At 61.0% G+C, this 21,682-nt stretch carries 19 protein-coding genes and 2 tRNA genes; 11 read left to right on the top strand and 10 right to left on the bottom strand.

Annotation, left to right across the window (positions count from 1 at the left end; all coding sequences use genetic code 11):
• Window positions 1–47: 47 nt before the first annotated feature.
• The 6 genes from I4W09_RS00105 to I4W09_RS00080 form a co-directional block, all read right to left on the bottom strand.
• Window positions 48–1,079 (bottom strand): rod shape-determining protein, encoded by a 1,032-nt coding sequence (locus I4W09_RS00105; protein WP_006236061.1) that lies wholly within the window; start codon window positions 1,077–1,079, stop codon window positions 48–50.
• A gap of 127 nt (window positions 1,080–1,206) precedes the next feature.
• Window positions 1,207–2,511 carry a tetratricopeptide repeat protein gene (locus I4W09_RS00100; protein ID WP_230318577.1) on the bottom strand — a complete coding sequence of 435 codons (1,305 nt, stop codon included), beginning with the start codon at window positions 2,509–2,511 and terminating at the stop codon, window positions 1,207–1,209.
• A gap of 11 nt (window positions 2,512–2,522) precedes the next feature.
• Window positions 2,523–3,065 carry a peptidylprolyl isomerase gene (locus I4W09_RS00095; RefSeq protein WP_006236059.1) on the bottom strand — a complete coding sequence of 181 codons (543 nt, stop codon included), beginning with the start codon at window positions 3,063–3,065 and terminating at the stop codon, window positions 2,523–2,525.
• Window positions 3,066–3,172: 107 nt separating this feature from the next.
• Window positions 3,173–4,315, bottom strand: a complete 1,143-nt coding sequence (locus tag I4W09_RS00090) for a zinc ribbon domain-containing protein (RefSeq protein WP_196031213.1) — start codon at window positions 4,313–4,315, stop codon at window positions 3,173–3,175.
• A 103-nt stretch (window positions 4,316–4,418) separates the two neighbouring features.
• A complete protein-coding gene (locus I4W09_RS00085) occupies window positions 4,419–7,142 on the bottom strand; it encodes an HAD-IC family P-type ATPase (protein ID WP_196031212.1) in 2,724 nt (907 codons plus the stop codon).
• 76 nt (window positions 7,143–7,218) lie between these two features.
• Window positions 7,219–7,295 (bottom strand) — tRNA-Arg (locus I4W09_RS00080).
• A 204-nt stretch (window positions 7,296–7,499) separates the two neighbouring features.
• On the opposite strand from I4W09_RS00080, the gene aroF reads away from it, so the two are divergent.
• The 10 genes from aroF (at window position 7,500) to I4W09_RS00030 (ending at window position 17,611) form a co-directional block, all read left to right on the top strand.
• Entirely contained in the window at window positions 7,500–8,522 is a 1,023-nt protein-coding gene (aroF, locus tag I4W09_RS00075; protein ID WP_196031211.1) for a 3-deoxy-7-phosphoheptulonate synthase, read from the top strand.
• Window positions 8,523–8,525: 3 nt separating this feature from the next.
• Entirely contained in the window at window positions 8,526–9,440 is a 915-nt protein-coding gene (locus tag I4W09_RS00070; protein ID WP_196031210.1) for a prephenate dehydrogenase, read from the top strand.
• A gap of 36 nt (window positions 9,441–9,476) precedes the next feature.
• Window positions 9,477–10,583: a 3-dehydroquinate synthase gene (aroB, locus tag I4W09_RS00065; RefSeq protein WP_196031209.1), complete on the top strand. Its 1,107-nt coding sequence runs from the start codon at window positions 9,477–9,479 to the stop codon at window positions 10,581–10,583.
• Window positions 10,577–11,896 carry a 3-phosphoshikimate 1-carboxyvinyltransferase gene (aroA, locus tag I4W09_RS00060; RefSeq protein ID WP_196031208.1) on the top strand — a complete coding sequence of 440 codons (1,320 nt, stop codon included), beginning with the start codon at window positions 10,577–10,579 and terminating at the stop codon, window positions 11,894–11,896. Before aroB ends, aroA begins: the two co-directional genes overlap by 7 nt.
• 1 nt (window position 11,897) lies before the next feature.
• Complete coding sequence (aroC, locus tag I4W09_RS00055; protein ID WP_196031207.1) at window positions 11,898–12,995, top strand: chorismate synthase; 1,098 nt, start codon at window positions 11,898–11,900, stop codon at window positions 12,993–12,995.
• Window positions 12,996–13,131: 136 nt separating this feature from the next.
• Window positions 13,132–14,277, top strand: a complete 1,146-nt coding sequence (gene pheA / locus I4W09_RS00050) for a prephenate dehydratase (RefSeq protein ID WP_196031206.1) — start codon at window positions 13,132–13,134, stop codon at window positions 14,275–14,277.
• Window positions 14,278–15,528 (top strand): shikimate kinase, encoded by a 1,251-nt coding sequence (locus I4W09_RS00045; protein ID WP_138374971.1) that lies wholly within the window; start codon window positions 14,278–14,280, stop codon window positions 15,526–15,528.
• Window positions 15,529–15,592: 64 nt separating this feature from the next.
• Complete coding sequence (aroQ, locus tag I4W09_RS00040) at window positions 15,593–16,030, top strand: type II 3-dehydroquinate dehydratase (protein ID WP_055309849.1); 438 nt, start codon at window positions 15,593–15,595, stop codon at window positions 16,028–16,030.
• 130 nt (window positions 16,031–16,160) lie between these two features.
• Window positions 16,161–16,610 carry a DUF4869 domain-containing protein gene (locus tag I4W09_RS00035; protein ID WP_117770387.1) on the top strand — a complete coding sequence of 150 codons (450 nt, stop codon included), beginning with the start codon at window positions 16,161–16,163 and terminating at the stop codon, window positions 16,608–16,610.
• Between the two features lie 23 nt (window positions 16,611–16,633).
• Window positions 16,634–17,611 (top strand): DEAD/DEAH box helicase family protein, encoded by a 978-nt coding sequence (locus tag I4W09_RS00030; protein WP_148331496.1) that lies wholly within the window; start codon window positions 16,634–16,636, stop codon window positions 17,609–17,611.
• Window positions 17,612–17,930: 319 nt separating this feature from the next.
• On the opposite strand, the gene I4W09_RS00025 is transcribed toward I4W09_RS00030, so the two are convergent.
• The 3 genes from I4W09_RS00025 to I4W09_RS00015 form a co-directional block, all read right to left on the bottom strand.
• Window positions 17,931–18,007: transfer RNA gene (locus tag I4W09_RS00025), tRNA-Arg, on the bottom strand.
• A gap of 54 nt (window positions 18,008–18,061) precedes the next feature.
• Window positions 18,062–18,829, bottom strand: coding sequence for an ABC transporter ATP-binding protein (locus tag I4W09_RS00020; RefSeq protein WP_022094777.1), 768 nt, complete (start codon window positions 18,827–18,829; stop codon window positions 18,062–18,064).
• Window positions 18,830–18,840: 11 nt separating this feature from the next.
• Complete coding sequence (locus I4W09_RS00015; RefSeq protein ID WP_022094778.1) at window positions 18,841–19,686, bottom strand: ABC transporter permease; 846 nt, start codon at window positions 19,684–19,686, stop codon at window positions 18,841–18,843.
• Window positions 19,687–19,846: 160 nt separating this feature from the next.
• Between I4W09_RS00015 and I4W09_RS00010 the strand changes: the two genes are divergently transcribed.
• Window positions 19,847–20,815, top strand: coding sequence for a glycosyltransferase family 2 protein (locus tag I4W09_RS00010; RefSeq protein WP_196031205.1), 969 nt, complete (start codon window positions 19,847–19,849; stop codon window positions 20,813–20,815).
• A gap of 105 nt (window positions 20,816–20,920) precedes the next feature.
• Here the strand turns inward: I4W09_RS00010 and I4W09_RS00005 are convergent.
• The coding region (locus tag I4W09_RS00005; RefSeq protein ID WP_196031204.1) for an SDR family oxidoreductase at window positions 20,921–21,682 on the bottom strand (762 nt) is incomplete at its 5' end.

Raw genomic sequence — 21,682 nt, 5'->3', positions numbered from 1 at the left:
GTGGAGAAACCCGAAGATCGTGCCAAATGGAATCCACCTTTTGGAAATTAAGCATTGGTCTGGACGAAGCCGCCATCAAACGCATTGGCCTCGAGCACGCGGGCACAGCCGTTAACGACGTTATCGAGCGCCGTGGGGCTGACGTTGACCGAAACACCGGTCTCATCGCGCAGGCGCACGTCGAGACCGCGCAGCAGCGCGCCGCCACCAGTCAGCAAAATGCCGTAGTACATAAGGTCCGAGGCAAGATCGGGAGGCGTAGCGTCGAGTGCGTCCTTGACGGCCTTGGCCATCTCGTCGAGCGGCTTGTTGAGCGCGCGACGAATCTCCTCGCTCTCGATGCGCACGGTCTTGGGCAGACCGGTGATCACGTCGCGGCCGTTGACCTCGACGTCGAGCTCGTCCTTGAGCGGCACGGCGGAGCCGACCTTGATCTTGATGTCCTCTGCCGTACGCTCGCCGATGGCCAAGTTGTAGGCATCACGAACGTGCGTGAGGATGGCCTGATCGAACTCGTCGCCGGCAATACGGATGGACTGCGAGACGACGATGCCACCCATAGCGATAACGGCAACCTCGGTGGTACCGCCACCGATGTCGATGACCATGGAGCCGGTGGGTTCCTCGACGGGCAGATCGGCGCCGATAGCGGCAGCCATGGGCTCCTCGATCAGGTAGGCCTGGCGAGCGCCAGCCTGGATCGTGGCCTCAAAGACAGCACGCTTCTCGACCGACGTGACGCCGGAGGGAACGCAGACGACAACGCGCGGACGCGGGGTCCACGGATAGCGCTTCTCGGACGCCTTGTCGATAAAATAGCGAAGCATAGCCTCGGTAACATCGAAGTCGGCGATGACGCCGTCCTTCAGGGGACGAACGGCCACGATGTTGCCGGGCGTACGGCCGAGCATGCGCTTTGCCTCGATACCGACCGCCAGGATGCGCTCGTCGTTCTTGTCGATGGCGACTACAGAGGGCTCGCGAATGACGATGCCCTTGCCGCGCACGGAGACAAGCGTATTTGCGGTGCCGAGGTCGATGGCAAGATCGCCCGCATAGCTACCGAAGAACATATCCATCAAAGAAAACAACGCAACTCCTGATGTGTTGGATGATTGCTGGAAAACTACTAGCTCATGATACTAGCGCAAGCCCGGCACCTCACTTGCGGTGAAGCGCCGGGCAAAGCTAAATCCCATAAGGTCACTACTGGTTGTCAGCAGCCGAGAAATCCATATCGAGCGAGGAAACGGCCCAGCCGATATGATTGTCGGAGCGCACGAATTTGACGGTGTACTCCTGCTCGCCGCCCTTGGACAGCGATGCCTTCACCTTAGCGGTCGTCTCGGTCATGGACTGATCCATGCCCTCGACGGACACGGTGGCACCCTGCGGAATCGAGGAGATGATCATCGACTTGGCGTCCTCGGACAGGCTCGAGGCCAGGCAAGACTCGGCCTTTGCGGTGTCACCGTCGCCGGCAGCCTGGAACAGATCGGTAACGACAAACTCCTGGGACGGGAAGCCAAAGCCGCGCGTGTAGGCAAAGCCCAGACCGCCCGCGGCGATCAAAATGAGCAGAAGCAGCACGATGAAGACTTTGAGACCCGTGTGGCGATGGCGGCGACGAACCTTGGCCTGCTTACGATCCTGACGGTCCTGCTGGACCATCTCGGACTCGGACAGCGTAAAGAAGCCGGTGTCCGAGGGATCGGGCATAAACTGACCGGTCGCGCCCGTAGGATCGAGCGGATCGACGGCAGGAGCGTCCATCGCGGGCGCCGGAGCCGTGGCCATAGCCGTCTGGGCAGACAGCGCGGCAAGCGAATCGTGCACGCGGGCAAGCTCATCGGCCTGCTCGGAGGTGAGCTGGTAGATGCCATCGGCAGTAGCGGCGTTAAAGGCGTCGAGTGCGTCGGAGGGGCGGCCGGCGGCAGAAAGTGCCTGACCCATGCCGGCGTTGAGCGCACGCGTGTCGTCGCGGGGGCCGGCAAAGTCGATAGCCGTGCGGTAGGTCTCCACGGCATCCGCCGGACGGCCGAGCTTAATGAAGCAACGACCAAGCTCGCCGAGTGCGGCGGCAGGAGCCGGATTGGCGCCGTCGATGGCAGCCTGACGGAAGGCAGTACCCGCGTTGGCATAGTCGCCCGACTGGAACAGCGCGTTACCCAGGCCCAGATAGGCCTTGAACGGCGTGGCATAGGAAGCATCCTGCGTAGCAGCAGAGAACGCCTGAGCGGCCGTCGTGTAGTCGCCCACGGCGGCGAGTGCCTTGCCGCGGTTGGTGAGCAGCGCGCCGCGCTTGCCGTAGGTGCCGTCATTGAGGGCAGCGGCGTAGGCCTCGGCGGCCTCGGCATACATGCCCAGGTGCATCAAGGCGTTGCCACGAAGGTGATCGGCCTCGCCCATAATCTCATCGGGAGTTTTTGCCGCCCCAAGCATCTGGGCTGCAGCGGAAAAATCACCCGCGCGGTAAGCGGCGCGGCCCTGTTGGATCAGCTGGCTATTCAAGGAAGTCCCCTTTACTCGTGAACGATCTCGACATGGACGATCTCGTCGCCGGCACGCAGCTGCGAAATCACATCGAGACCCTCGACCGTGGTACCAAAGACGGTGTAACCGGAATCGAGGTTATGCTGGGCACCCAGGCAGAAGTAGAACTGCGAACCCGCGGAATCGGGGTCCATGGAGCGTGCCATGGCAAGGGCACCATCGACATGGCTGTTGCGCGGATTGGTGGCAAACTCGCCCTTGATGCAGTAGCCGGGGCCACCGGTACCGGGCATGCCGTCGGGGCCCTCAAGACCGGCAGCGACGTCGGCGCCGGACATATCGCGGGTATTGGGGTCGCCGCCCTGAATGACAAAGCCGGGCACATAGCGATGGAACTTAAGGCCATCATAGAAACCCATCGTGGAAAGCTCGCAGAAGTTCGCGACATGAATGGGAGCGCCCTCGCCGTCAAACTTGACCTTGATGGTACCCTTCGACGTCTCGATAACGGCGCACTCGTCGCCGGCAAGCTGATACTCGGGCGTGTAGAGCTCTTTCTTAAAACCAAACATGTGGTTCCTTCCTCGTGCGTTTAAAGCATATTTGTACGAATTGTAGCAATAAGCATGCGCTTACATCAATTGCGCACGTAGGTTATGCCGACTATGGCGAACTAATTTTAGGAACGCTGCTGCGGCTTCCAGGAACCCACATTGGCGTCGTACTGGTTCAGCGCGCTGTTGCCGCCCTGCGCGATGGGCGCCAGGATCTCGCTTTGGTGGGAACTCATCGACTCACCATCAGGAATGGCCAGCGAGATATCCCAGCTCTGACAGATCACGTCGACACGCTCGAACATCCACTCGGCAAGCTGCTTTAAGTGGGCGATGTCGTCCGCATAGACCGTATCGTCCTGATACTTAAGGTTGTTAAGCTCATCTTGCGTCTTTTTGATCTGGTCGCGCAGGGCGTAGGCACTCTGCGACAGCTCCTGGCGGGTGGACAGCGGCGTTCGGAGATAGCCGTTGTTAAAGGAATCGATGACCTCGCCGATCTGGTCCTCATCACCGTAGGACACGATGGTCTGATACAGACCGTCGAGTCTGGTATAGAGCTGATCATCGGTGAGCACGGTTTCTTCCTGGACCACCTCGGCAGAATCGTCCTGCTTGGTATCGTCCTCAGTCGCCTCGCCCTTTTGGCGCGTGGGGAAGGTCGTCTGCGCGGCCTGGCCAAACTGGTCATAGAAGCCAGGCATGACACCCATGGGATCGGCCGTCACAAACCAATAGGCACCGCCGCAAACGACGGCAAGGACCGCGATGACGATGAGCGGCTTGGGGATATGACGCTTGTGCTTGTGATAGGCGTCCTCGTCGGGATGCACCTTGCGCTTGGGTTTTTGAGCATCGTCATGCAGGGAAACGGGCGTGGGAATATCGACCTTGGGGATACCGAAATCCTTATCGAAAGCCGGCAGCACGCAGGTCTCGTTAGGATCGGCGGCGTCCGAAAGAACCGCGGCAGCCGAGGCGGGCGCATGCGGCACCTCGGTATCGATCTGCTCTTGCGTTAGGCGCGGAAAGCCCGCCGTGCGGCCCGCTGCCAGGTCGGATGCGGCCGCGTCCTCGGAGAGGATGCCCGGAGCGGGGCGTCCGCATTTGGGGCACGTACGATCATGCGGAGAAAGACGGGCACCGCAGCCCTCGCAGAACACGAACTCGGTGTGCTCGGGACCATCGCCCGGACCCACATAGGCGTTGCAGTAGGGGCAGAACGAGGCGCCGTCCTCGATAGTCTTAAGGCAATGCGGGCAGATCACGGCATCCTCTTTTCGAAGCAATTCAAACAATCGAGGTTAGAGCATAACATCGCCACGGCCCCACAGGAGCAAGGCACCAATTCAACATCGCCAGGGCGCGTAGTTACTTCTTCTTCTTGCTTGGCATCGAGACTTTGATGCCTTGGGCGGACTTGGTTACGCGGGAGCGCTTGACGCCCGTGGACTTCTTTTTCTTGGGCTGGGCCTGGGCCACGCCCTCGAGTGCGCGGGCCTCGGCCTCGCGAGCAGTGCGATCTTCACGGCGCTGCGCCATGTCGGCGGCGAAGCGCTTGGCAAAACGCTCGGCCGTCGAACCCGTCGAGCTCACCTTGCCGCCACCGCGACCCAGGTGGACGCGCACACCGCGGCCAAAACCAGTTGCAGCATGACGACGACGCGGCTTGAGCGAATCCATCATCGTGGCGAGCTTAAAGAACACCGAGCAGGTAAAGACCACGATGATAGCCAAGATAACCATCTGGCCCATCGACAGGTTGGCAATAGACAGCAGCTCCGGGAATCCGATAACGCCCACCAAGATGCCGGCGACCACAAACACAAAGAGCACCACACGTAGGGGCGTGAGTGGCTGCGAGATGCGCCAGATCAGGCTGACGCTCGCCGCGCACGACGTAAGCAGGCACATCGTAGACAGCGTGAGCTGGCTAAAGCCAAACACGCGCGCCACAAAGATATCGAGCGCCGCAGCCAAAATGACCGCAATCGACGCCGGCAGTGCCCGCTTGAGCACGTTCGTCAGGAACGACCCCTTCACGCGAGCATTGTTGGGCTCCAGGCCCAACACAAAGCCCGGCGCGCCGATGCAGAAGAAGTTAATGAGCGTCATCTGAATTGGCTCGAAGGGGTACGGCGGCAGCGCGATGCACAGCGCCGCCAGACCCATCGAGAACAGCGTCTTGGTCAGGAACAGCGAGGCCGAACGCTGCAGGTTGTTGATGGAGCGACGACCCTCGGCCACCACGGCGGGCATCGAGGCAAAGTCGTTGTCGACGAGTACGATCTCGGCCACGTTGCGCGCGGCATCGGAGCCGGCCGCCATGGCAACGGAGCAGTCGGCCTCCTTGAGAGCCAGCACGTCGTTGACGCCGTCGCCCGTCATGGCCACGGTGTGCTCGCGGCGCTTGAGCGCCTGCACGAGTTCGCGCTTCTGCTGCGGGGTCACACGACCAAAGACATGGTAGCGGTCCACTGCGGCATCGAGCTTGGCCGGCGTATCGAGCGTCGTGGCGTCCACATAAGCGTCCGCCCCCGGCACGCCCACCACGCGCGCGATCGACGACACCGTACGCGGGTCGTCGCCACTGATCACGTTGAGGGTCACGCCCTGCTCGTTAAAGAAGCCGATGGTCTCGGCCGCCGAAGTACGGATCTCGTCGCGGATGGTCACAAAGCCCACGGGCTCGGCCTCTCCCACCATATCGCCATCGGGCGTAAAGCCGTCCACGCGCGCCACCACGAGCACGCGGCAGGTATCGGCAAGCTCGGCGACACGGTTCTCGAACTGCGAAAACACACGCTCCGAAAGCACAAACTGCGCGGCGCCCATCACATAGGAGCCCTGCGCAAACGAAGCGCCACTCCATTTTTTAGACGACGAGAACGGAATGACCGACAGCGGCTCAGACACCTCGACCGGGCGATCGGCGTAATAGTTGAGCAGCGCCTGGCAGGTCTCGTTGGCATCGGCCGAAGTCGCACGTGCCACGTTAGCCAGCGCAAAATCGAGCACCGTGGTATCGACGGGAACAGCCGCCTCGTCCGGGCCGGCGCCTAGGCTCACGCCCTCAACCGGCAGCGGATACGTGCCCTCGACCTCCATGCGGCCCGACGTGATGGTGCCCGTCTTGTCCAGGCACAGCACGTCGACGCGAGCGAGCGTCTCGATGCAGTAGAGCTGCTGTGCCAGCACCTTGCGGCGGGCCAGACGCACCGTGGCGATGGCGAGCACCGAAGAGGTCAGCAGTACCAGGCCTTGGGGGATCATGCCCAGCAGGGCGCCCACCGTGAACAGCAGCGCCGACGAAGGCACATGACCAGCCAACAACTCGGAGAAGCACCACGAAAGCGCGCTATCACCCGGGGTTCCCGCGGCATCCCACAGCTCGCTCACACTCGAGGCAAACAACGCCAAACCGAGCGGGATCATGATGATGCTCGCAAAGCGCACGATGGCGTTAAGCGCGTTCATGATCTCGGAATTGACCTTTTTGACGTACTTGGCCTCGTTATTAATTTTGGCCACGTAGTTGTCGGCGCCGACATGGATCACGCGGGCGCGCAGCAGGCCCGAGTCGATAAAGCTGCCGCTCATGAGCTCGGAACCGGGCTGTTTCTTAATAAGGTCGCTCTCGCCCGTCAGCAGGCTCTCGTTCACGAGCGCCTCGCCCGATACCACCACGGCGTCGGCCGGAATCTGGTCGCCGCGCCCCAGGCGGATGATGTCGTCGAGCACGATCTGGTCCAGGTCGAGCTCCACCTCGGCGCCGTCGCGCACCGCGATGGCCTTCTTGGAGGTCAGCAGTGTGAGCTTATCGACCATCTTCTTGGAACGCATGGACTGGATGACGCCAATAGCGGTATTAAGGAACACCACGAACAGGAACGTCAGATTCTTAAACGAACCGGTCAAAATGACCAGGAACGCCAAGATCACGTTGATCAAATTGAACAACGTGCAGAGGTTCTCGATGATGAGCTCTTTGACCGACTTGGTCTTGCGCTCCATGTTGCGGTTGATCTTACCGGCGGCGATGCGCTCCTCGACCTCGGCGGTCGAGAGTCCGCGCTCGATATCCGTTGCTGCCATACCACGTCCCATCACGTCGCGTCGGTATAAGAAAAACCGCCCGGACCATGCGAGGTTCGGACGGTCTTACGTTCGATGGTGCCCCATGTTGGATTCGAACCAACGGCCTTCTGCTCCGGAGGCAGACGCTCTAATCCCCTGAGCTAATAGGGCGAACGACTGGCATTATACCCAAGTGCGCCACGGGCTATCAAAATAAAAGAAAAAGCTTTGCAATTCCGAGGAAGACGCGGCGCAACGGCCCACTTTAGAAGGCAAAAGCGAGTCAGATAGTATAAACTCTCATGCACCATATATACACGGCTCGCGATGCGGGCCGTTTTTGCAAAAGTTATCCATCGAGGTGAGAGGCACACCATGATTGCAATTTTAAAGCAGAGCGCCAGCGACGAGGCCGTCGGCCATATCGTCAGCTGGATTGAGAAAAAGGGCCTGAAGACCGATGTCTCGCGCGGCGAGAACGAGACGATCATCGGCCTGGTGGGCGATACGACCAAGATCGACCCGTTCCTGCTCGAGTCCATGGATGTCGTCGAGCGCGTGCAGCGCGTCTCCGAGCCGTTCAAGCGCGCAAACCGCAAGTTCCACCCCGGGGACTCCGTCATCGACTGCGGCCACGGCGTCAAGATCGGCGGCGACCAGTTCCAGGTCATCGCCGGCCCGTGCTCCGTCGAGGGCGAGAACCTCATCCGCATCGCCCGCCGCGTGAAGGCCGCCGGTGCCACGATGCTGCGCGGCGGTGCCTACAAGCCCCGCACCTCCCCCTACGCCTACCAGGGCATGGGCCCCGCCGGCCTCGACCTGCTGTGCGAGGCGTCTGCCGAGCTCGACATGCCGATCGTCACCGAGATCATGGATCCACGCGACGTGCAGGTCTTCTTGGACAAGAAGATTGACGTCATGCAGATCGGCGCCCGCAACGCCCAGAACTTCCCCCTGCTCAAGGAGGTCGGCAAGACCCAGACCCCGATTCTGCTCAAGCGCGGTATGTCCGGCACGATCGACGAGCTGCTTATGGCAGCCGAGTACATCATGAGCGAGGGCAACGACAACGTCATCCTGTGCGAGCGCGGCATCCGCACCTTCGAGACCCGCACCCGTAACACCTTCGACCTCAACGCCGTGCCGGTGCTGCACCACCTGTCGCACCTGCCCGTCGTTGCCGACCCCAGCCACGCCACCGGCTACACCCGCTACGTCGAACCCATGGCGCTCGCCGCGACCGCCTGCGGTGCCAACGGCCTAGAGATCGAGGTCCACGACGAGCCGAGCCGCGCCTGGTCCGACGGCGCCCAGGCCCTCACCCCCGATCAGTTCGACGACACCATGCGCCGCATCCGAGCCATCCGCGAGGTTGTCTGCCAAGAGACCATGGAGTAGCCCATGGGTACGGTGAGAAACGCGCGCGTTAACCAGGGCAGCCCCAAGTGCGCCGGCATCGTCGGCCTTGGCCTCATCGGCGGTAGCTTTGCCCGCGGCTATGCACAGGCGGGCGTCCGCGTGCTGGCCTGGGACCCCGATGACGATGTCATGACGGCCGCCAGCATGGGCACTGTCGCCGGAGAGCTCAACGACAAGACACTCGGCGAATGCGACATCATCGTCCTGGCTTGCTACCCCGAGGCCTGCATCGAGTGGCTCGAGGCGCATGCCCAGGCCCTCGCCGACGCCACCGACACCGAGGCCATCATGGGTCCCGTAGTGATCGACACCGTGGGCGTCAAGGGCATCGTGTGCGAACGTGCCTTTGAGCTTGCCCGTAAGCACGGCTTTTACTTTGTGGGCGCACACCCCATGGCGGGCACGCAGTACTCGGGCTACGCACACTCCCGCGCCGACCTGTTCCAGGGCGCGCCACTCGTGCTCGTGCCGCCCGCGGTGGACGATGCGCTCAAACTGGAGCTTTTGGGCCAGGTGCGCGAGATGGTGCGCCCCTTGGGCTTTGGCAAGTTCACCGTGACCAGCGCCGCCGAGCACGACCGCGTCATCGCCTTCACGAGCCAGCTTGCGCACGTGGTGTCCAACGCCTACGTAAAGAGCCCGACCGCCCAGGTCCACCACGGCTTTTCAGCCGGTAGCTACCGCGATCTCACCCGCGTGGCGCACCTCAACCCGCAAATGTGGTCCGAGCTCATGATCGACGACGCCGACGCGCTTGCCTTCGAGATCGACCACCTGATCGAGTCGCTCGGCGCCTACAGCCGTGCGCTCAAGGACCGCGACCAGCGCTATCTGGAGATTCTCCTTGCCGAGGGCGACCGCATCAAGCGCGCACTCGACGACGAGGCCTCCCACTAGACCACCCATCACGCCAGGTCGAAAGGACCGAAGCTTATGGCGATTACCATCGATATCGACACTGCACGCCCATACCAGGTGCATGTTGGCACGTTTTTGCTGGAGCAGGCGGGACCGCTCGTGCGCGCCACTGCCGGCGGCACCAAGGCCGTCATCGTGACGGACACCAACGTGGGCCCGCTCTACCAAATGCCTGTCAAACAGAGCCTGGAAGCGTCAGGCTACGAGGTAAGCATCTACACCTTCGAGGCCGGCGAAGCACACAAGCGCGCCGAGACCTACATCAACATCTTGGAATTTGTGGCCGAGCACGAGCTTTCGCGCTCCGACGTGATCGTGGCGCTCGGCGGCGGCGTCGTGGGCGATGTGGTCGGCTTTGTTGCCGCCACCTACATGCGCGGCTGCAAGTTTGTACAGATTCCCACGAGCCTGCTCGCCATGGTGGACTCGTCGGTGGGCGGCAAGACGGCCATCGACCTGGCCGCAGGCAAAAATCTCGCCGGTGCCTTTTGGCAGCCGAGCGTGGTTATCGCCGACGTGGGATGCCTTGCCACCCTCACGCCCGAACAGTTCGCCGACGGCTGCGGCGAGGTCATCAAGCACGCCGTCATTGCCGATCCGGAGCTTTTCGCCGAACTGGAGAAAACCCCGCTCACGCTGGAGCTGCTTAACCAGGACGTGGCCCGCGTGGCGCTCATTATCGTCCGCAATATCGACATCAAGCGCGCCGTGGTCGTTGCCGACGAGCGCGAAACCAACCAGCGAAAGCTGCTCAACTTTGGGCACAGCGCCGGACACGCCGTCGAGGCCTGCGAGCACTTTGAGCTGGGACACGGCAACTGCGTGTCGATCGGCATGGGCATTATCACGCGCGCCGCGGCCCTGCACGGCATTTGCGACGCCGAGCTGCCCGGCCGCATCGAAGAGCTCTGCGCCCGTCATGGCCTCAAGACTCGCTGCGAGCTTTCGGCCGACGCCGTCTTTGCCGAGGCGCTGCACGACAAAAAACGCGCCGGTGACACGATCGACTTGGTGATTCCACACGGCATTGGCCGCTGCAGCATCGACCGCACGCCGCTTTCCACCTTCCATGATTTAATTGCCGAGGGCCTCGGCCAGAAGGGAGACGCATCCGCATGCTAGCCCGCATAACCCCCTCCCCGCTCAAGGGCACCGTTCCCGCCATCGCGTCCAAGTCGATGGCGCATCGCCTGATCATCTGCGCTGCGCTTGCCAACGGCGAGACACACGTCACCTGCAACACCACCTGCGCCGACATCGAGGCTACGGTGCGTTGCCTTACGGCCCTGGGTGCTCGCATCGAGACCGTCGAGGACGGCTTCCAGGTCCACCCCACCATGAAGAGTATTGAGTTTGGCCTGCTCAAGGCCCTTGCCGGCGGCACGCTTGACTGCGGCGAAAGCGGCTCCACGCTCCGCTTTATGTTGCCCGTCGCCTGCGCGCTGGGCGCAGAGGCCACCTTTGTGGGCCAGGGTCGTCTGGGCGCCCGCCCGCTGTCCCCGCTCTCGGACGAGATCATCGCCGCCGGCTGCGACCTACAGGGTCTGGGCGGTTTTCCGCTCAAGACGAGCGGACGCATGCGCCCGGGCACCTTTGTGCTGCCGGGAAACGTGAGCTCACAGTACATCTCGGGCCTACTGCTGGCAGCACCGCTGCTGGCCCAGCCCTCCTGCGTACAGGTGACCGGCCTGATCGAGAGCCGCCCGTACATTAACCTGACGATCCAGGCAATGAAGGCCTTTGGCGTCGAGGTCAACGTCGAGCGTATTCCGGCCAAGGACGGCCAGCCCGAGGTCACGAACTTCCGCGTAAGCAGCGGCTCGTACCGCACGCCCGGCAGCGTAGCCGTCGAGGGCGACTGGTCCAACGCCGCCTTTTGGCTGTGCGCCGGCGCCATCGGCTCCGACCCCATCACCGTGGAGGGTGTGTCGCTGAGCTCCGCACAGGGCGACCGCAACGTGCTTGCTGCGCTTTCGCGCTTTGGCGCCCGCATCGTGCGCTCCACCAACGCCGCCACCGTGCAGTCCGACAAGCTCGCCGGCTTTGAGATGAGTGCCCACGACATTCCCGACCTGGTACCCGTTATCTCGGCCGTGGCCTCGCTGGCACAGGGCCGCACCTTTATCCGCGATTGCGCCCGTCTGCGTATCAAAGAATCCGACCGCCTGGTCACCACCACCCGCGAGCTCACCGCGCTGGGCGCGCAGGTGCGCATTGCCGGCGATGACCTCATCATCAAGGGTGTCGATGCCTTTACCGGCGGCGAGGTCGATTCGCACAACGACCATCGCATCGCCATGATGGCCGCCATCGCCGCAAGCCGTGCCACCGGCGAGGTCGTGATCCACGGCGCCGAGGCCGTCAACAAGTCCTATCCCGATTTCTTCGACCACTACCGCCTGCTGGGCGGCAAGGTCACACTCGAGGAGGAATAGCATGTCCTCGACCTTTGGCAACGTCTTGCACTTAAGCATCTTCGGCCAGTCGCACTCCCCCGCTATCGGCTGCTCGCTCGATGGCATTCCGGCGGGCATCGCCGTGGACCAGGAGAAGCTGCAGGCCTTCCTCGACCGTCGCGCTCCCGGTCGCGACGAGACCGCGACCAAACGCCGCGAGGCCGACGCCGCCCACATCATCGCCGGTGTTGTCGATGGACATACCACCGGCGCGCCCATCGCCGCGATTATCGAGAACACCAACACGCGCTCCAAGGATTACTCCGAGCTGCGCCGCAGGCCCCGCCCTGGGCACGCAGACTTTCCGGCGCGTGTGAAGTACCACAACATGCACGACGTCGCCGGCGGCGGGCACTTCTCCGGCCGTCTGACGGCCCCTCTATGCATCGCCGGCGGGATCGCGCTGCAGGCGCTCGAGGCCCGCGGCATTCAGGTCATGGCGCACGTCGCGCAGATCGGCGGCATCTCCGACCTGCCGATGGACGATATGGTCTATCGTGAGGCCGACCGCAAGGCGATCCTTACGAACGATCTGCCGTGCATTGACGCCGCCGCAGCCGGCCGCATGCGCGAGGAGATCCTGGCCGCGCGCGACGAACTCGACAGCATCGGCGGCATCGTGGAGTGCGGCATTTACGGGCTTCCCGCGGGCATCGGTGACCCCATGTTCGACGGCATCGAGAACCGCATCGCGCAAATCGCGTTTGGCATTCCCGCCGTAAAGGGCGTGGAGTTTGGCATGGGCTTTGCCGTGGCCGCCATGCGCGGCAGCGAGAACAACGACCCGTATCGCATCGACGCCGAGACCGGCGGGATTGCGGTCGAGTCCAACAATGCCGGCGGCATCCTGGGCGGCATCTCCACCGGCGCGCCCGTCATGTGGCGCATGGCCGTAAAGCCGACGCCCTCCATTGGCCGCGAGCAGCAGACGGTGGACATGGACGCTATGGAAAATGCCGAGCTCTCGGTGCACGGCCGTCACGACCCCTGCATCGTCCCGCGCGCCGTCCCCGTTGCCGAAGCAGCCGCTGCCCTCGCGATTTGGGACGCCCTCCTAGAGGACGCCGCCCAGCTCTAAAAATCTCTGGGGGCCAACTCCGGCCCCCACGCCCACCCAGTGATTTTTCTGGGACGGGGATTAAAAAATCATTAGTTACACAATGATTTTTTAATCCCCGTCCCAGAAAAATCACCGACACGTGAAAGGGGTCCCTATGGACCTTGCTGACATCCGCCAGGCCATCGATGGCATCGACACCACGCTCCTCAACAGCTTTGTCGAGCGTATGGACATTGCCACCGAGGTCGCCAAATCAAAGATCGAGATGGGCAAGGCCGTCTTTGACCCCGCCCGCGAGCGCTCAAAACTCAACAACCTCGCCAGCCGCGCGCCCGAGCGCTACGAGGCGCAGACCATCACCCTGTTCCGTCTCCTCATGAGCATGAGCAAAGCCGAGCAGCAGCGCTACATCAACGAGCTCAAGGGCATCACCGTCTCGCAAAAGGCCCACGCCACGGCTGCAGCCTCCGACACGCCCTTCCCTCAAACGGCCACCGTTGCCTGCCAGGGCGTAGAAGGTGCCTATAGCCAGATAGCCGCGTGCAAGCTCTTCGACGTGCCCGACATCGCGTTTTTCGAGACCTTCGAAGGCGTTATGCGCGCTGTGCGCGACGGCTTCTGCGAGTTTGGCGTGTTGCCCATCGAAAACTCAACTGCCGGATCGGTCAACGCCGTCTACGACCTGCTCGCCCAGTTCGATTTCCACATCGTGCGCTCGCTGCGCCTCAAGATCGACCACAATCTGCTCGTCAAGCCCGGCACCAAGCTCGCCGACGTGCGCGAGGTTTACAGCCACGGCCAAGCCATTGCCCAGTGTGCGGGCTTTATCGAGTCCCACGACCTGCACGCCACCAAGTACCCCAACACCGCCATGTCGGCCGAGATGGTCGCCAATTCCGACCGCACCGATGTTGCCGCCATCGCATCGCGCAGCTGCGCGGCACTCTATGGCCTGGAGGTGCTGGAGTCCGACATCCAGGACTCGGACAACAACTACACGCGCTTTGTCGTCATCAGCCGCGAGCCACGCGTCTATCCCGGTGCCAACCGTACCTCGCTCATGATCACCACGGCCAACGAGCCGGGCGCCCTCTATCGCGTGCTCGAGCGCTTCTACGCACTCAACATCAACCTCATCAAGCTCGAGAGCCGCCCCATCCCCGGTCGCGACTTTGAGTTTATGTTCTACTTTGACCTGGACTGTCCCTTTGGCAGCAAGGCCCTCGACGACCTGCTCGATTCGATCGACGACGTATGCGAGAGCTTCACCTACTTTGGCAGCTACACGGAGGTGCTCTAGATGACCGATACCGCCGCAACCCGCCCCTACGGCGTGCTGGGCCGCGTGCTGGGCCACAGCTACACCCCGACCATCTACAAGGAGCTGGCGGGGCTTGAGTACGTGCGTTTTGAGCGCGAGCCCGAGGATCTTGAGGCTTTTATGACGGGCGACGAATGGGAGGGCACCAACGTGACCATCCCCTACAAGCGCGCCGTCATGGAATACCTGGACGAGCTGAGCCCGCTCGCCGAGCGCATGGGCAACGTCAACACCATCACGCGCCTGCCCGACGGCCGCCTGCACGGCGATAATACTGACTACTTCGGTTTCCAGTGCCTGGTCGAGGAGTTGGGCGTTGAGGTTGCCGGCAAGAAGGCCCTCGTGCTCGGTGCCACCGGCGGCGCCGGCACCACGGCAAGTATGGTGCTGGGAGACATGGGCGCCATCGTCGTACCCGTGGGTCGCACGAGCGAGGTCAACTACGACAATATCGCGCAGCAGTCCGACGCCTCCCTACTCGTCAACTGCACGCCCGCCGGCATGTTCCCCCATTGCCCCGACGCGCCTTGCACGCTCGAAGGCCTCGATGCGCTCGAGGGCGTCATCGACATTGTCTACAACCCCGCCCGCACGGGCCTGATGCTCGAGGCCGAGCGCCGCGGCATCCCCTGCATCGGCGGCCTGCTTATGCTTGTTGCCCAGGCGGCACAAGCTGTCGAGCGCTATACCGGCAAAGCCACCCCGCGCGAGAGGATCCTGGACGTAACGGAGCGCCTGTCACGCCGTGAACAGAACATCGCGCTGATCGGCATGCCGGGCTCGGGCAAGACCCGCGTGGGCGAGCAGATCGCCCAGCTCACGGGCCGCGAGCACATCGATCTCGATCGCGCCCTCGAGGAGCGCCTGGGCATGCCCTGCGCCGACTTTATCATCAAGTGCGGCGAGGCGGCCTTCCGCGAGCAGGAGACGGCAGCGCTGGCCGACATCTCCAAGCGCAGCGGCTTGGTGCTCTCCACCGGCGGCGGCGTGGTTACGCGCGACGAGAACTACCCTCTGCTGCACCAAAACAGCCAAATCGTGATGCTCAACCGCAAGCTCGACGAGCTCGCCCACAAGGGCCGCCCCATCACCGCGCGCGACGGCATCGACAAGCTGGCCGAGCAGCGTATGCCGCGCTACCGCGCCTGGGCCGACTACATCATCGACTCACGCGACTGCGCCGCCAACACCGCCCATGCCCTCCTCGACACCCTCCCACCCGCTCTCTAACCAAAACCACCACAAAGGGGGCAGGCACCTTTGTGGTGGTTTTTCAACTGCAAAGGAAGCAACCATGAAAGCACTCGTCATTAACGGCCCCAACCTCAACATGCTCGGCATTCGCGAGCCAGGCATCTACGGCAGCGACAACTACGATCGCTTAGTGCAGATCTGCCAGGAAGCGGGTGCCGCACAGGGCTTCGACGAGGTCGAGGTCTTCCAGTCTAACCACGAGGGCAGCATCGTCGACAAGATCCAGGAGGCTTACGGAAAGGTCGACGGCATCGTCATCAACCCGGCCGCCTACACGCATACGAGCGTGGCGATCCTCGACGCCCTCAAGGCCGTTGCCATCCCTGCCGTCGAGGTGCACATCAGCGCCGTAGAGACGCGCGAAGACTTCCGCCAGGTGAGCTACGCCCGCCTAGCCTGCTTCGCCACCATCACCGGCGAGGGCCTGCAAGGCTACGCCCACGCGCTGGAGCTGCTGAGGGAACGCCTCGAAAAGTAGCCTCGCGAGCAAATCCATCAACGCGATTCACACGCTAATAATGCCAGTGCCGCCAGCAGCAACCTCGCTACTGGCGGCACTTTATTACTGGCATATAATCATTGCAGTCACACAACGTCTGGAGACGCGCATGTTAAGCATCCATCTGGGGGATTACCCCGGTTCCATCTACGATACCGAAACCTATTTTAGGAACTCATACTTGGACTCATGGTTCGAAGACCCTATGGCCGCACAGATTATTAAAAGCGTGGACGGATCAGAGCTCATCGGTCCCCACAACATCGTAAGCAAACAGCTGGGCTCGATCACCCCACTCGAACTGTCCGGCGGCGTTAAGACGCTGCTGCTGGTGCGCAATCTCCCAAACATGGTGTTCAATGCATCCACTTGCGGAGATAACTGCGCCCGCTGGCTGCTCAAAATTGGCAAAGAGCAGGATGTGCTGGTAACCCTTTACCACATCATGAAATTTCCCTGGAAGCGTTTTGAGATTCGCATCAATAACGACGGCCGCATCGTCAGGAACATGCAGGAGTTCGTCGGTGCCACCAATGATTTTCTGGATGTTGATGAGTAATGAAAGGATCACACACCGTTGTCGTGGAGCGCGCAAAAGTCAAATACACGCTCACCTTTAAACGCAATATTTCCTTCATCCGCGGCAACAGCGGCACGGGCAAAACGACGCTCATCTCGATGATTCGCGACTACAACGACCGAGGACCGGAAAGCGGCGTTGCACTCAGCTGCGACGTGCCTTGTGAAACGCTTTCCGGCAGACGCTGGGAGCGCGAGCTTTCGATCATCGAAGATTCAATCGTCTTTCTAGATGAGGGCAACGAGTTTATCTACTCAAAGGACTTCGCCAAAACCGTAAACGGCTCGTCCAACTATTTTGTTCTGATATCTCGTCGCGATGCCAACGAGCTCCTCTACAGCGTTGATGAGATCCTGAAGTTAGTCAACACGACGAGTAAAACAATCAATGGCCGCAAGAGCGACAGGCGCTTCTACTCGGTGACCAAGCCGCTATATGACCACACGGCAAGCATGCTGTATCAGGATCTAAATGTTGGATTCGAGGTACCCGACGCCGTAGTTGTCGAGGATAGCAAATCTGGCTATCAATTCTACGACGCTCTTTGCAACCGGCTCGGAATCCCCTGCTATACCGCCACCGGCGTAGCAAATCTAAAGCGGACAATTCACGAATGCCCCGAGCAAAACGTTCTTGCCATTGGAGACGGCGCAGCGTTTGGTCCCTACATCGAAAAGGTGCTCGGACAGCGCGTTTACAAGAACGTTCGCTTGTTCCTCCCGGAATCATTCGAGTGGACACTTCTGCAATCTGGCCTCATTCCCAGTAACGACATTCCAAAAATCCTCAAGGATCCTTCGAGCTATATCGAAAGCCGCGACTACCTAAGCTGGGAACGATTCTTCACCGACGTATTGATCAAGTACTCGGCAGACACTCGCTACGCCTACAGAAAGGCAAAGCTCAATGAGCAGTACCTGAGGCCGCAGGCGATGAATGCAGTTGCAAACGTCTTGCCCGAGTGCCTGAAGGCAGACTAGACAGACTAGATATAGTGGGGAGGGCCAAGTTGGTCCTCCCCGTTTTTGTTACGCCTTCTTGATCACGTACACCAACCCTATGTCGCACCCGCAGCGCACAATCGACGCAAAGAGCCATGGTACTGGCAGCGTTAAAAGCAACGGCATCGTCTGCCAAGGGATAAACCAGTCAACCGCATGAAAGGCAAAGACGGCAAGGCTTGCCTGTCCGCAGAACGCTCGCACCACCGCTTCGGCCTAAACGTATACCCGGCAAGAATAAAGAACACCGGCATGTGAAAAAGCCCAGACCACCAAGCGGTCTGGGCTTAATAAACGATGGTGCTCCATGGCGGATTCGAACCGTCGACCTTGGGATTAGAAGTCCCCTGCTCTATCCAACTGAGCTAATGGAGCAAATAACCGCACGCCCAAGCAAGCGCAAGCCTGTTAGGCACAAGTAATTATAACCTAGTTGAACTGCTCGCGATACGCCTTACAGACCTCATCGACTGGGCCGTCCATGCGAAGGTCACCCTTCTCAATCCAAACGGCACGCTGGCAGATGCGCTCAACCTGCTCCATGGAGTGCGAAACGAACAGAACCGTCACGTCGCCGCTCTGGATAAAGTGCTGGATGCGGTCCTCGCACTTCTGCTGGAAGAACACGTCACCGACGGACAGCGTCTCGTCAACGATCAGAATATCGGGCTCGGTAATCGTCGCGATTGCAAAGGCGATACGCGCCACCATGCCCGAGGAGAAGTTCTTGAGCGGCATATCGACAAAGTTCTGAAGCTCAGCGAACTCAATAATGCCGTCAAAGTTGGCATCGATGAACTCCTTGGTGTAGCCGAGCAGGGCGCCGTTCAGATAGATGTTCTCGCGGGCGGTCAGCTCGGGGTCAAAGCCGGCGCCAAGCTCAATCAGCGGCGCGATGTTACCGTGCACCTTAACGCTGCCCTCGCTAGGCTCAAGAACGCCAGCGATAATCTTGAGCATCGTAGACTTGCCGGAGCCATTGGTGCCGACCAGACCCACAACCTCGCCGCGATGAATATCAAACGAGATGTGCTTAAGCGCCCTAAACTCCTCAAAGAACAGCTCGTGCTTGGCAAGCTTAATGAAGTACTCCTTGAGGTTGGTCAGCGACTCGGACGCCATGTTAAAGATCATGGTGACGTCGTCGACCTCGACAGCCAGAGGCTGCTCGCTGTAATCAACAACAGATTCAGTCATCACAGCACTCCTTAGATGTAGAGGATGAACTTGCGCTCGGACTTATGGAACACGGTATAGCCAATAATAAGCGCAAGAACCGCCCAGGCAACGCACATACCAAACGTCATAAGCGAGGGCGTAGTCTGGAACAGGAAGATATCGCGCATAAACTGCAGGTAGTTGAACATGGGGTTCGCATACATCAAGATACGCACGAGATGCGGCATTTGCGCAATATAGTCAGTCGTCCAGAAGATGGGCGTAATGTAAGTCCACGCCGTAATGACGACGCTCCACAGATGCATAACGTCGCGGAAGAAGACCGTAAGGGCAGAGAGCATCATGCCCAGGCCCATGCAGAAGCACATAAGCAGCAGCAGGCAAACCGGCAGCAGAATAAGGTGCCAAGAAGGCATAACGCGGAACCACAGCATGACGATGGCGACGGCGACCAGCGAGAAGGCAAAGTTGACCAGCGAGAAGAGCACCTTCTGCACCGGGAAAACCCAGCGGTGCACCTTAACCTTCTTGAGCAGAGGGGCAGCGCCCACGATCGACGTCAGGGCCTGGTTAGTAGACTCAGACATGACGGCAAAGGTAATGTTACCCACGATCAAGTACAGCGGGTACATCTCGGGCGTCATTGAGCCATTGCGGCCCTGGCCAAAAATCGTCGAGAACACGATGGCCATGACGATCATCATCAGCAGCGGGTTGAGCACCGACCATGCGACGCCCAGAACGCTACGGCGATACTTGATTTTAAAATCCTTGGTAACCAGCTGACGAAGGATAAACGCGTCCTTCTCAAATTCGTTCTTAGCAAACGTCGCAGGCAGACTGCGAGTTTCTTGTTGCTTTGTCTGATCCGACACGGATGCAACTCCTTTACTCGTAATCGTTGACAAACGAACAGTATAGACCCGACGGCCATGCAAACGATTCGCGCAACAAAACTGGAGAACTAACCCACATCTTAGGATGCCAGGCCCAAACGGCTATACTTTCTAGGATTGAATGTATAAGGAGCATTAAGTGAATTCTGAATCCATCGCCGTCATCATCCCTTGCTACAACGAAGCGCTCACGATCGGCAAAGTCATCGATGACTTTCACCGCGAGCTTCCGCAGGCGACGGTCTATGTCTATGACAACAACTCGTCGGACGATACCTCACGCATTGCCACCGAGCACGGCGCCACAGTCCGCTTTGAGCCCCGTCAGGGAAAGGGCAACGTGTGCCGCCAGATGTTTCGCGATATCGACGCCGATTGCTACCTGATGGTCGACGGAGACGACACCTACCCCGCCGAGGCGGCCAAGGCCCTCTGCGAGCCCATCCTTAACGGCACGGCCGACATGACCGTAGGCGATCGCCTTTCCAACGGCACCTACGCCGAGGAGAACAAGCGTGCCTTCCACGGCTTTGGCAACAATCTGGTCCGTGCCATGATCAAGTGGATCTATGGCTACAGCTTCGATGATGTCATGACCGGCTACCGTGCCATGAGCCGCCCGTTCGTTAAAACCTTCCCTGTGCTTTCCGAGGGCTTCCAGATCGAAACCGAGCTCTCGATCCACGCCGTCGACCACCGCTGGCGCATCAAGGATGTGCCCATCGAGTACCGCGACCGTCCGGAAGGTTCCGAGTCCAAGCTCAATACCGTAAGCGACGGCATTAAAGTCGTTGCGATGATTGGCACGCTGTTCAAGGACTACCGCCCTCTGAAGTTCTTCAGCCTCGTCGCACTTCTGTTTGCGGTGATCGGCCTCGCCTTGGGCACGCCCATCGTTGTCGAGTATTTCCAGACCGGCCTCCTTCCGCGCTTCCCCACCGCCATGCTCGCCGCGTCGTTTATGTTCCTGTGCGGTCTGAGCCTTGCGACCGGCTTCATCCTCGATTCCGTGGCAAAGGTCGAAAAAAAGCAGTGGGAGGTCAACGTGTACAGCAAATACGCCTACGATGACCAGCCCGGCAGGTCCGCCACCACGCCAAGCGAGTGAAAGATCTTCCGCAAAATACTATTGGCACCACTGCGCAGATAGCCATCAACAAGAAAAGCCGCCGTTAAAGAACGGCGGCTTTTACTCTCGAAAAGTTGATAGCGGCTAGAGCGTCTTGAGGTACTCCCCAAGCTCTTCCTCCCAGTCGGGCATGTGGAACCCGACCGACTCGAGCCTGGAAAGGTCGAGCGCGGAGTGGACCGGGCGCGGGGCCACGGGGCCCTCGGCGCCGGCGTAGTAGTCGGCGGTCGATACCGGCACGACCCTGTCGCCGTTGCCGTTGGCGGCCTCGAAGACGGCGCGGGCGATGTCGGCCCAGGACTTGACGGCGCCGGAACCGGTGCAGTCGTAGGTGCCGTAGGGGGCGCGGCTCCCCAGCACGTGGAAGATTGCCTGCGCCATGTCGCGCGTGAAGGTCAGGCGTCCCAGCTGGTCGTCCACGACGGTGACCTGCTCCAACTTGTCCTCCGGGTCGGCGACGCGGTCGGAGAGCGCCCTCATGGTCTTGACGAAGTTGTGCCCCTCGCCGATGACCCAGGAGCTGCGCATGATGTAGTGGCGCGGGCACCCGGCCACGGCGATGTCGCCGGCGGCCTTGGTCTGGCCGTAGACTGACAGCGGGCTGAGGGGCTCCTCCTCGTCGTGCACCTCGGCGGTGCCGTCGAAGACGTAGTCGGAGGACACGTGGACGAGCGTGATCCCGTGCTCGGCGCAGGTGCGGGCGAGCAGGGCGGGGCCGGTCGCGTTGGCCTTCCAGGCGGCCGCGCGGCCCTCGGGGGTCTCGGCTTTATCCACGGCGGTGTAGGCGCCGCAGTTGATCACGGTGCCGTAGAGCGACCAGTCGTACTTGGAGTAGGCCGCCGGGTC

The organism is Collinsella aerofaciens (genome assembly GCF_015670795.1).
Classification (GTDB): Bacteria; Actinomycetota; Coriobacteriia; order Coriobacteriales; family Coriobacteriaceae; genus Collinsella; species Collinsella aerofaciens_Q.
This window is presented reverse-complemented; position numbering and strand designations above follow the sequence as displayed.

Excerpts from the sequence above, each read along its gene's own strand:
- I4W09_RS00045 (WP_138374971.1), top strand. The coding sequence starts at position 14,278 with ATGACCGATACCGCCGCAACCCGCCCCTACGGCGTGCTGGGCCGCGTG.
- I4W09_RS00085 (WP_196031212.1), bottom strand. The coding sequence starts at position 7,142 with ATGGCAGCAACGGATATCGAGCGCGGACTCTCGACCGCCGAGGTCGAG.
- aroC (WP_196031207.1), top strand. The coding sequence starts at position 11,898 with ATGTCCTCGACCTTTGGCAACGTCTTGCACTTAAGCATCTTCGGCCAG.
- aroB (WP_196031209.1), top strand. The coding sequence starts at position 9,477 with ATGGCGATTACCATCGATATCGACACTGCACGCCCATACCAGGTGCAT.
- I4W09_RS00035 (WP_117770387.1), top strand. The coding sequence starts at position 16,161 with ATGTTAAGCATCCATCTGGGGGATTACCCCGGTTCCATCTACGATACC.
- I4W09_RS00070 (WP_196031210.1), top strand. The coding sequence starts at position 8,526 with ATGGGTACGGTGAGAAACGCGCGCGTTAACCAGGGCAGCCCCAAGTGC.
- I4W09_RS00020 (WP_022094777.1), bottom strand. The coding sequence starts at position 18,829 with ATGACTGAATCTGTTGTTGATTACAGCGAGCAGCCTCTGGCTGTCGAG.
- I4W09_RS00105 (WP_006236061.1), bottom strand. The coding sequence starts at position 1,079 with ATGGATATGTTCTTCGGTAGCTATGCGGGCGATCTTGCCATCGACCTC.
- pheA (WP_196031206.1), top strand. The coding sequence starts at position 13,132 with ATGGACCTTGCTGACATCCGCCAGGCCATCGATGGCATCGACACCACG.
- I4W09_RS00095 (WP_006236059.1), bottom strand. The coding sequence starts at position 3,065 with ATGTTTGGTTTTAAGAAAGAGCTCTACACGCCCGAGTATCAGCTTGCC.
- aroF (WP_196031211.1), top strand. The coding sequence starts at position 7,500 with ATGATTGCAATTTTAAAGCAGAGCGCCAGCGACGAGGCCGTCGGCCAT.
- aroQ (WP_055309849.1), top strand. The coding sequence starts at position 15,593 with ATGAAAGCACTCGTCATTAACGGCCCCAACCTCAACATGCTCGGCATT.
- aroA (WP_196031208.1), top strand. The coding sequence starts at position 10,577 with ATGCTAGCCCGCATAACCCCCTCCCCGCTCAAGGGCACCGTTCCCGCC.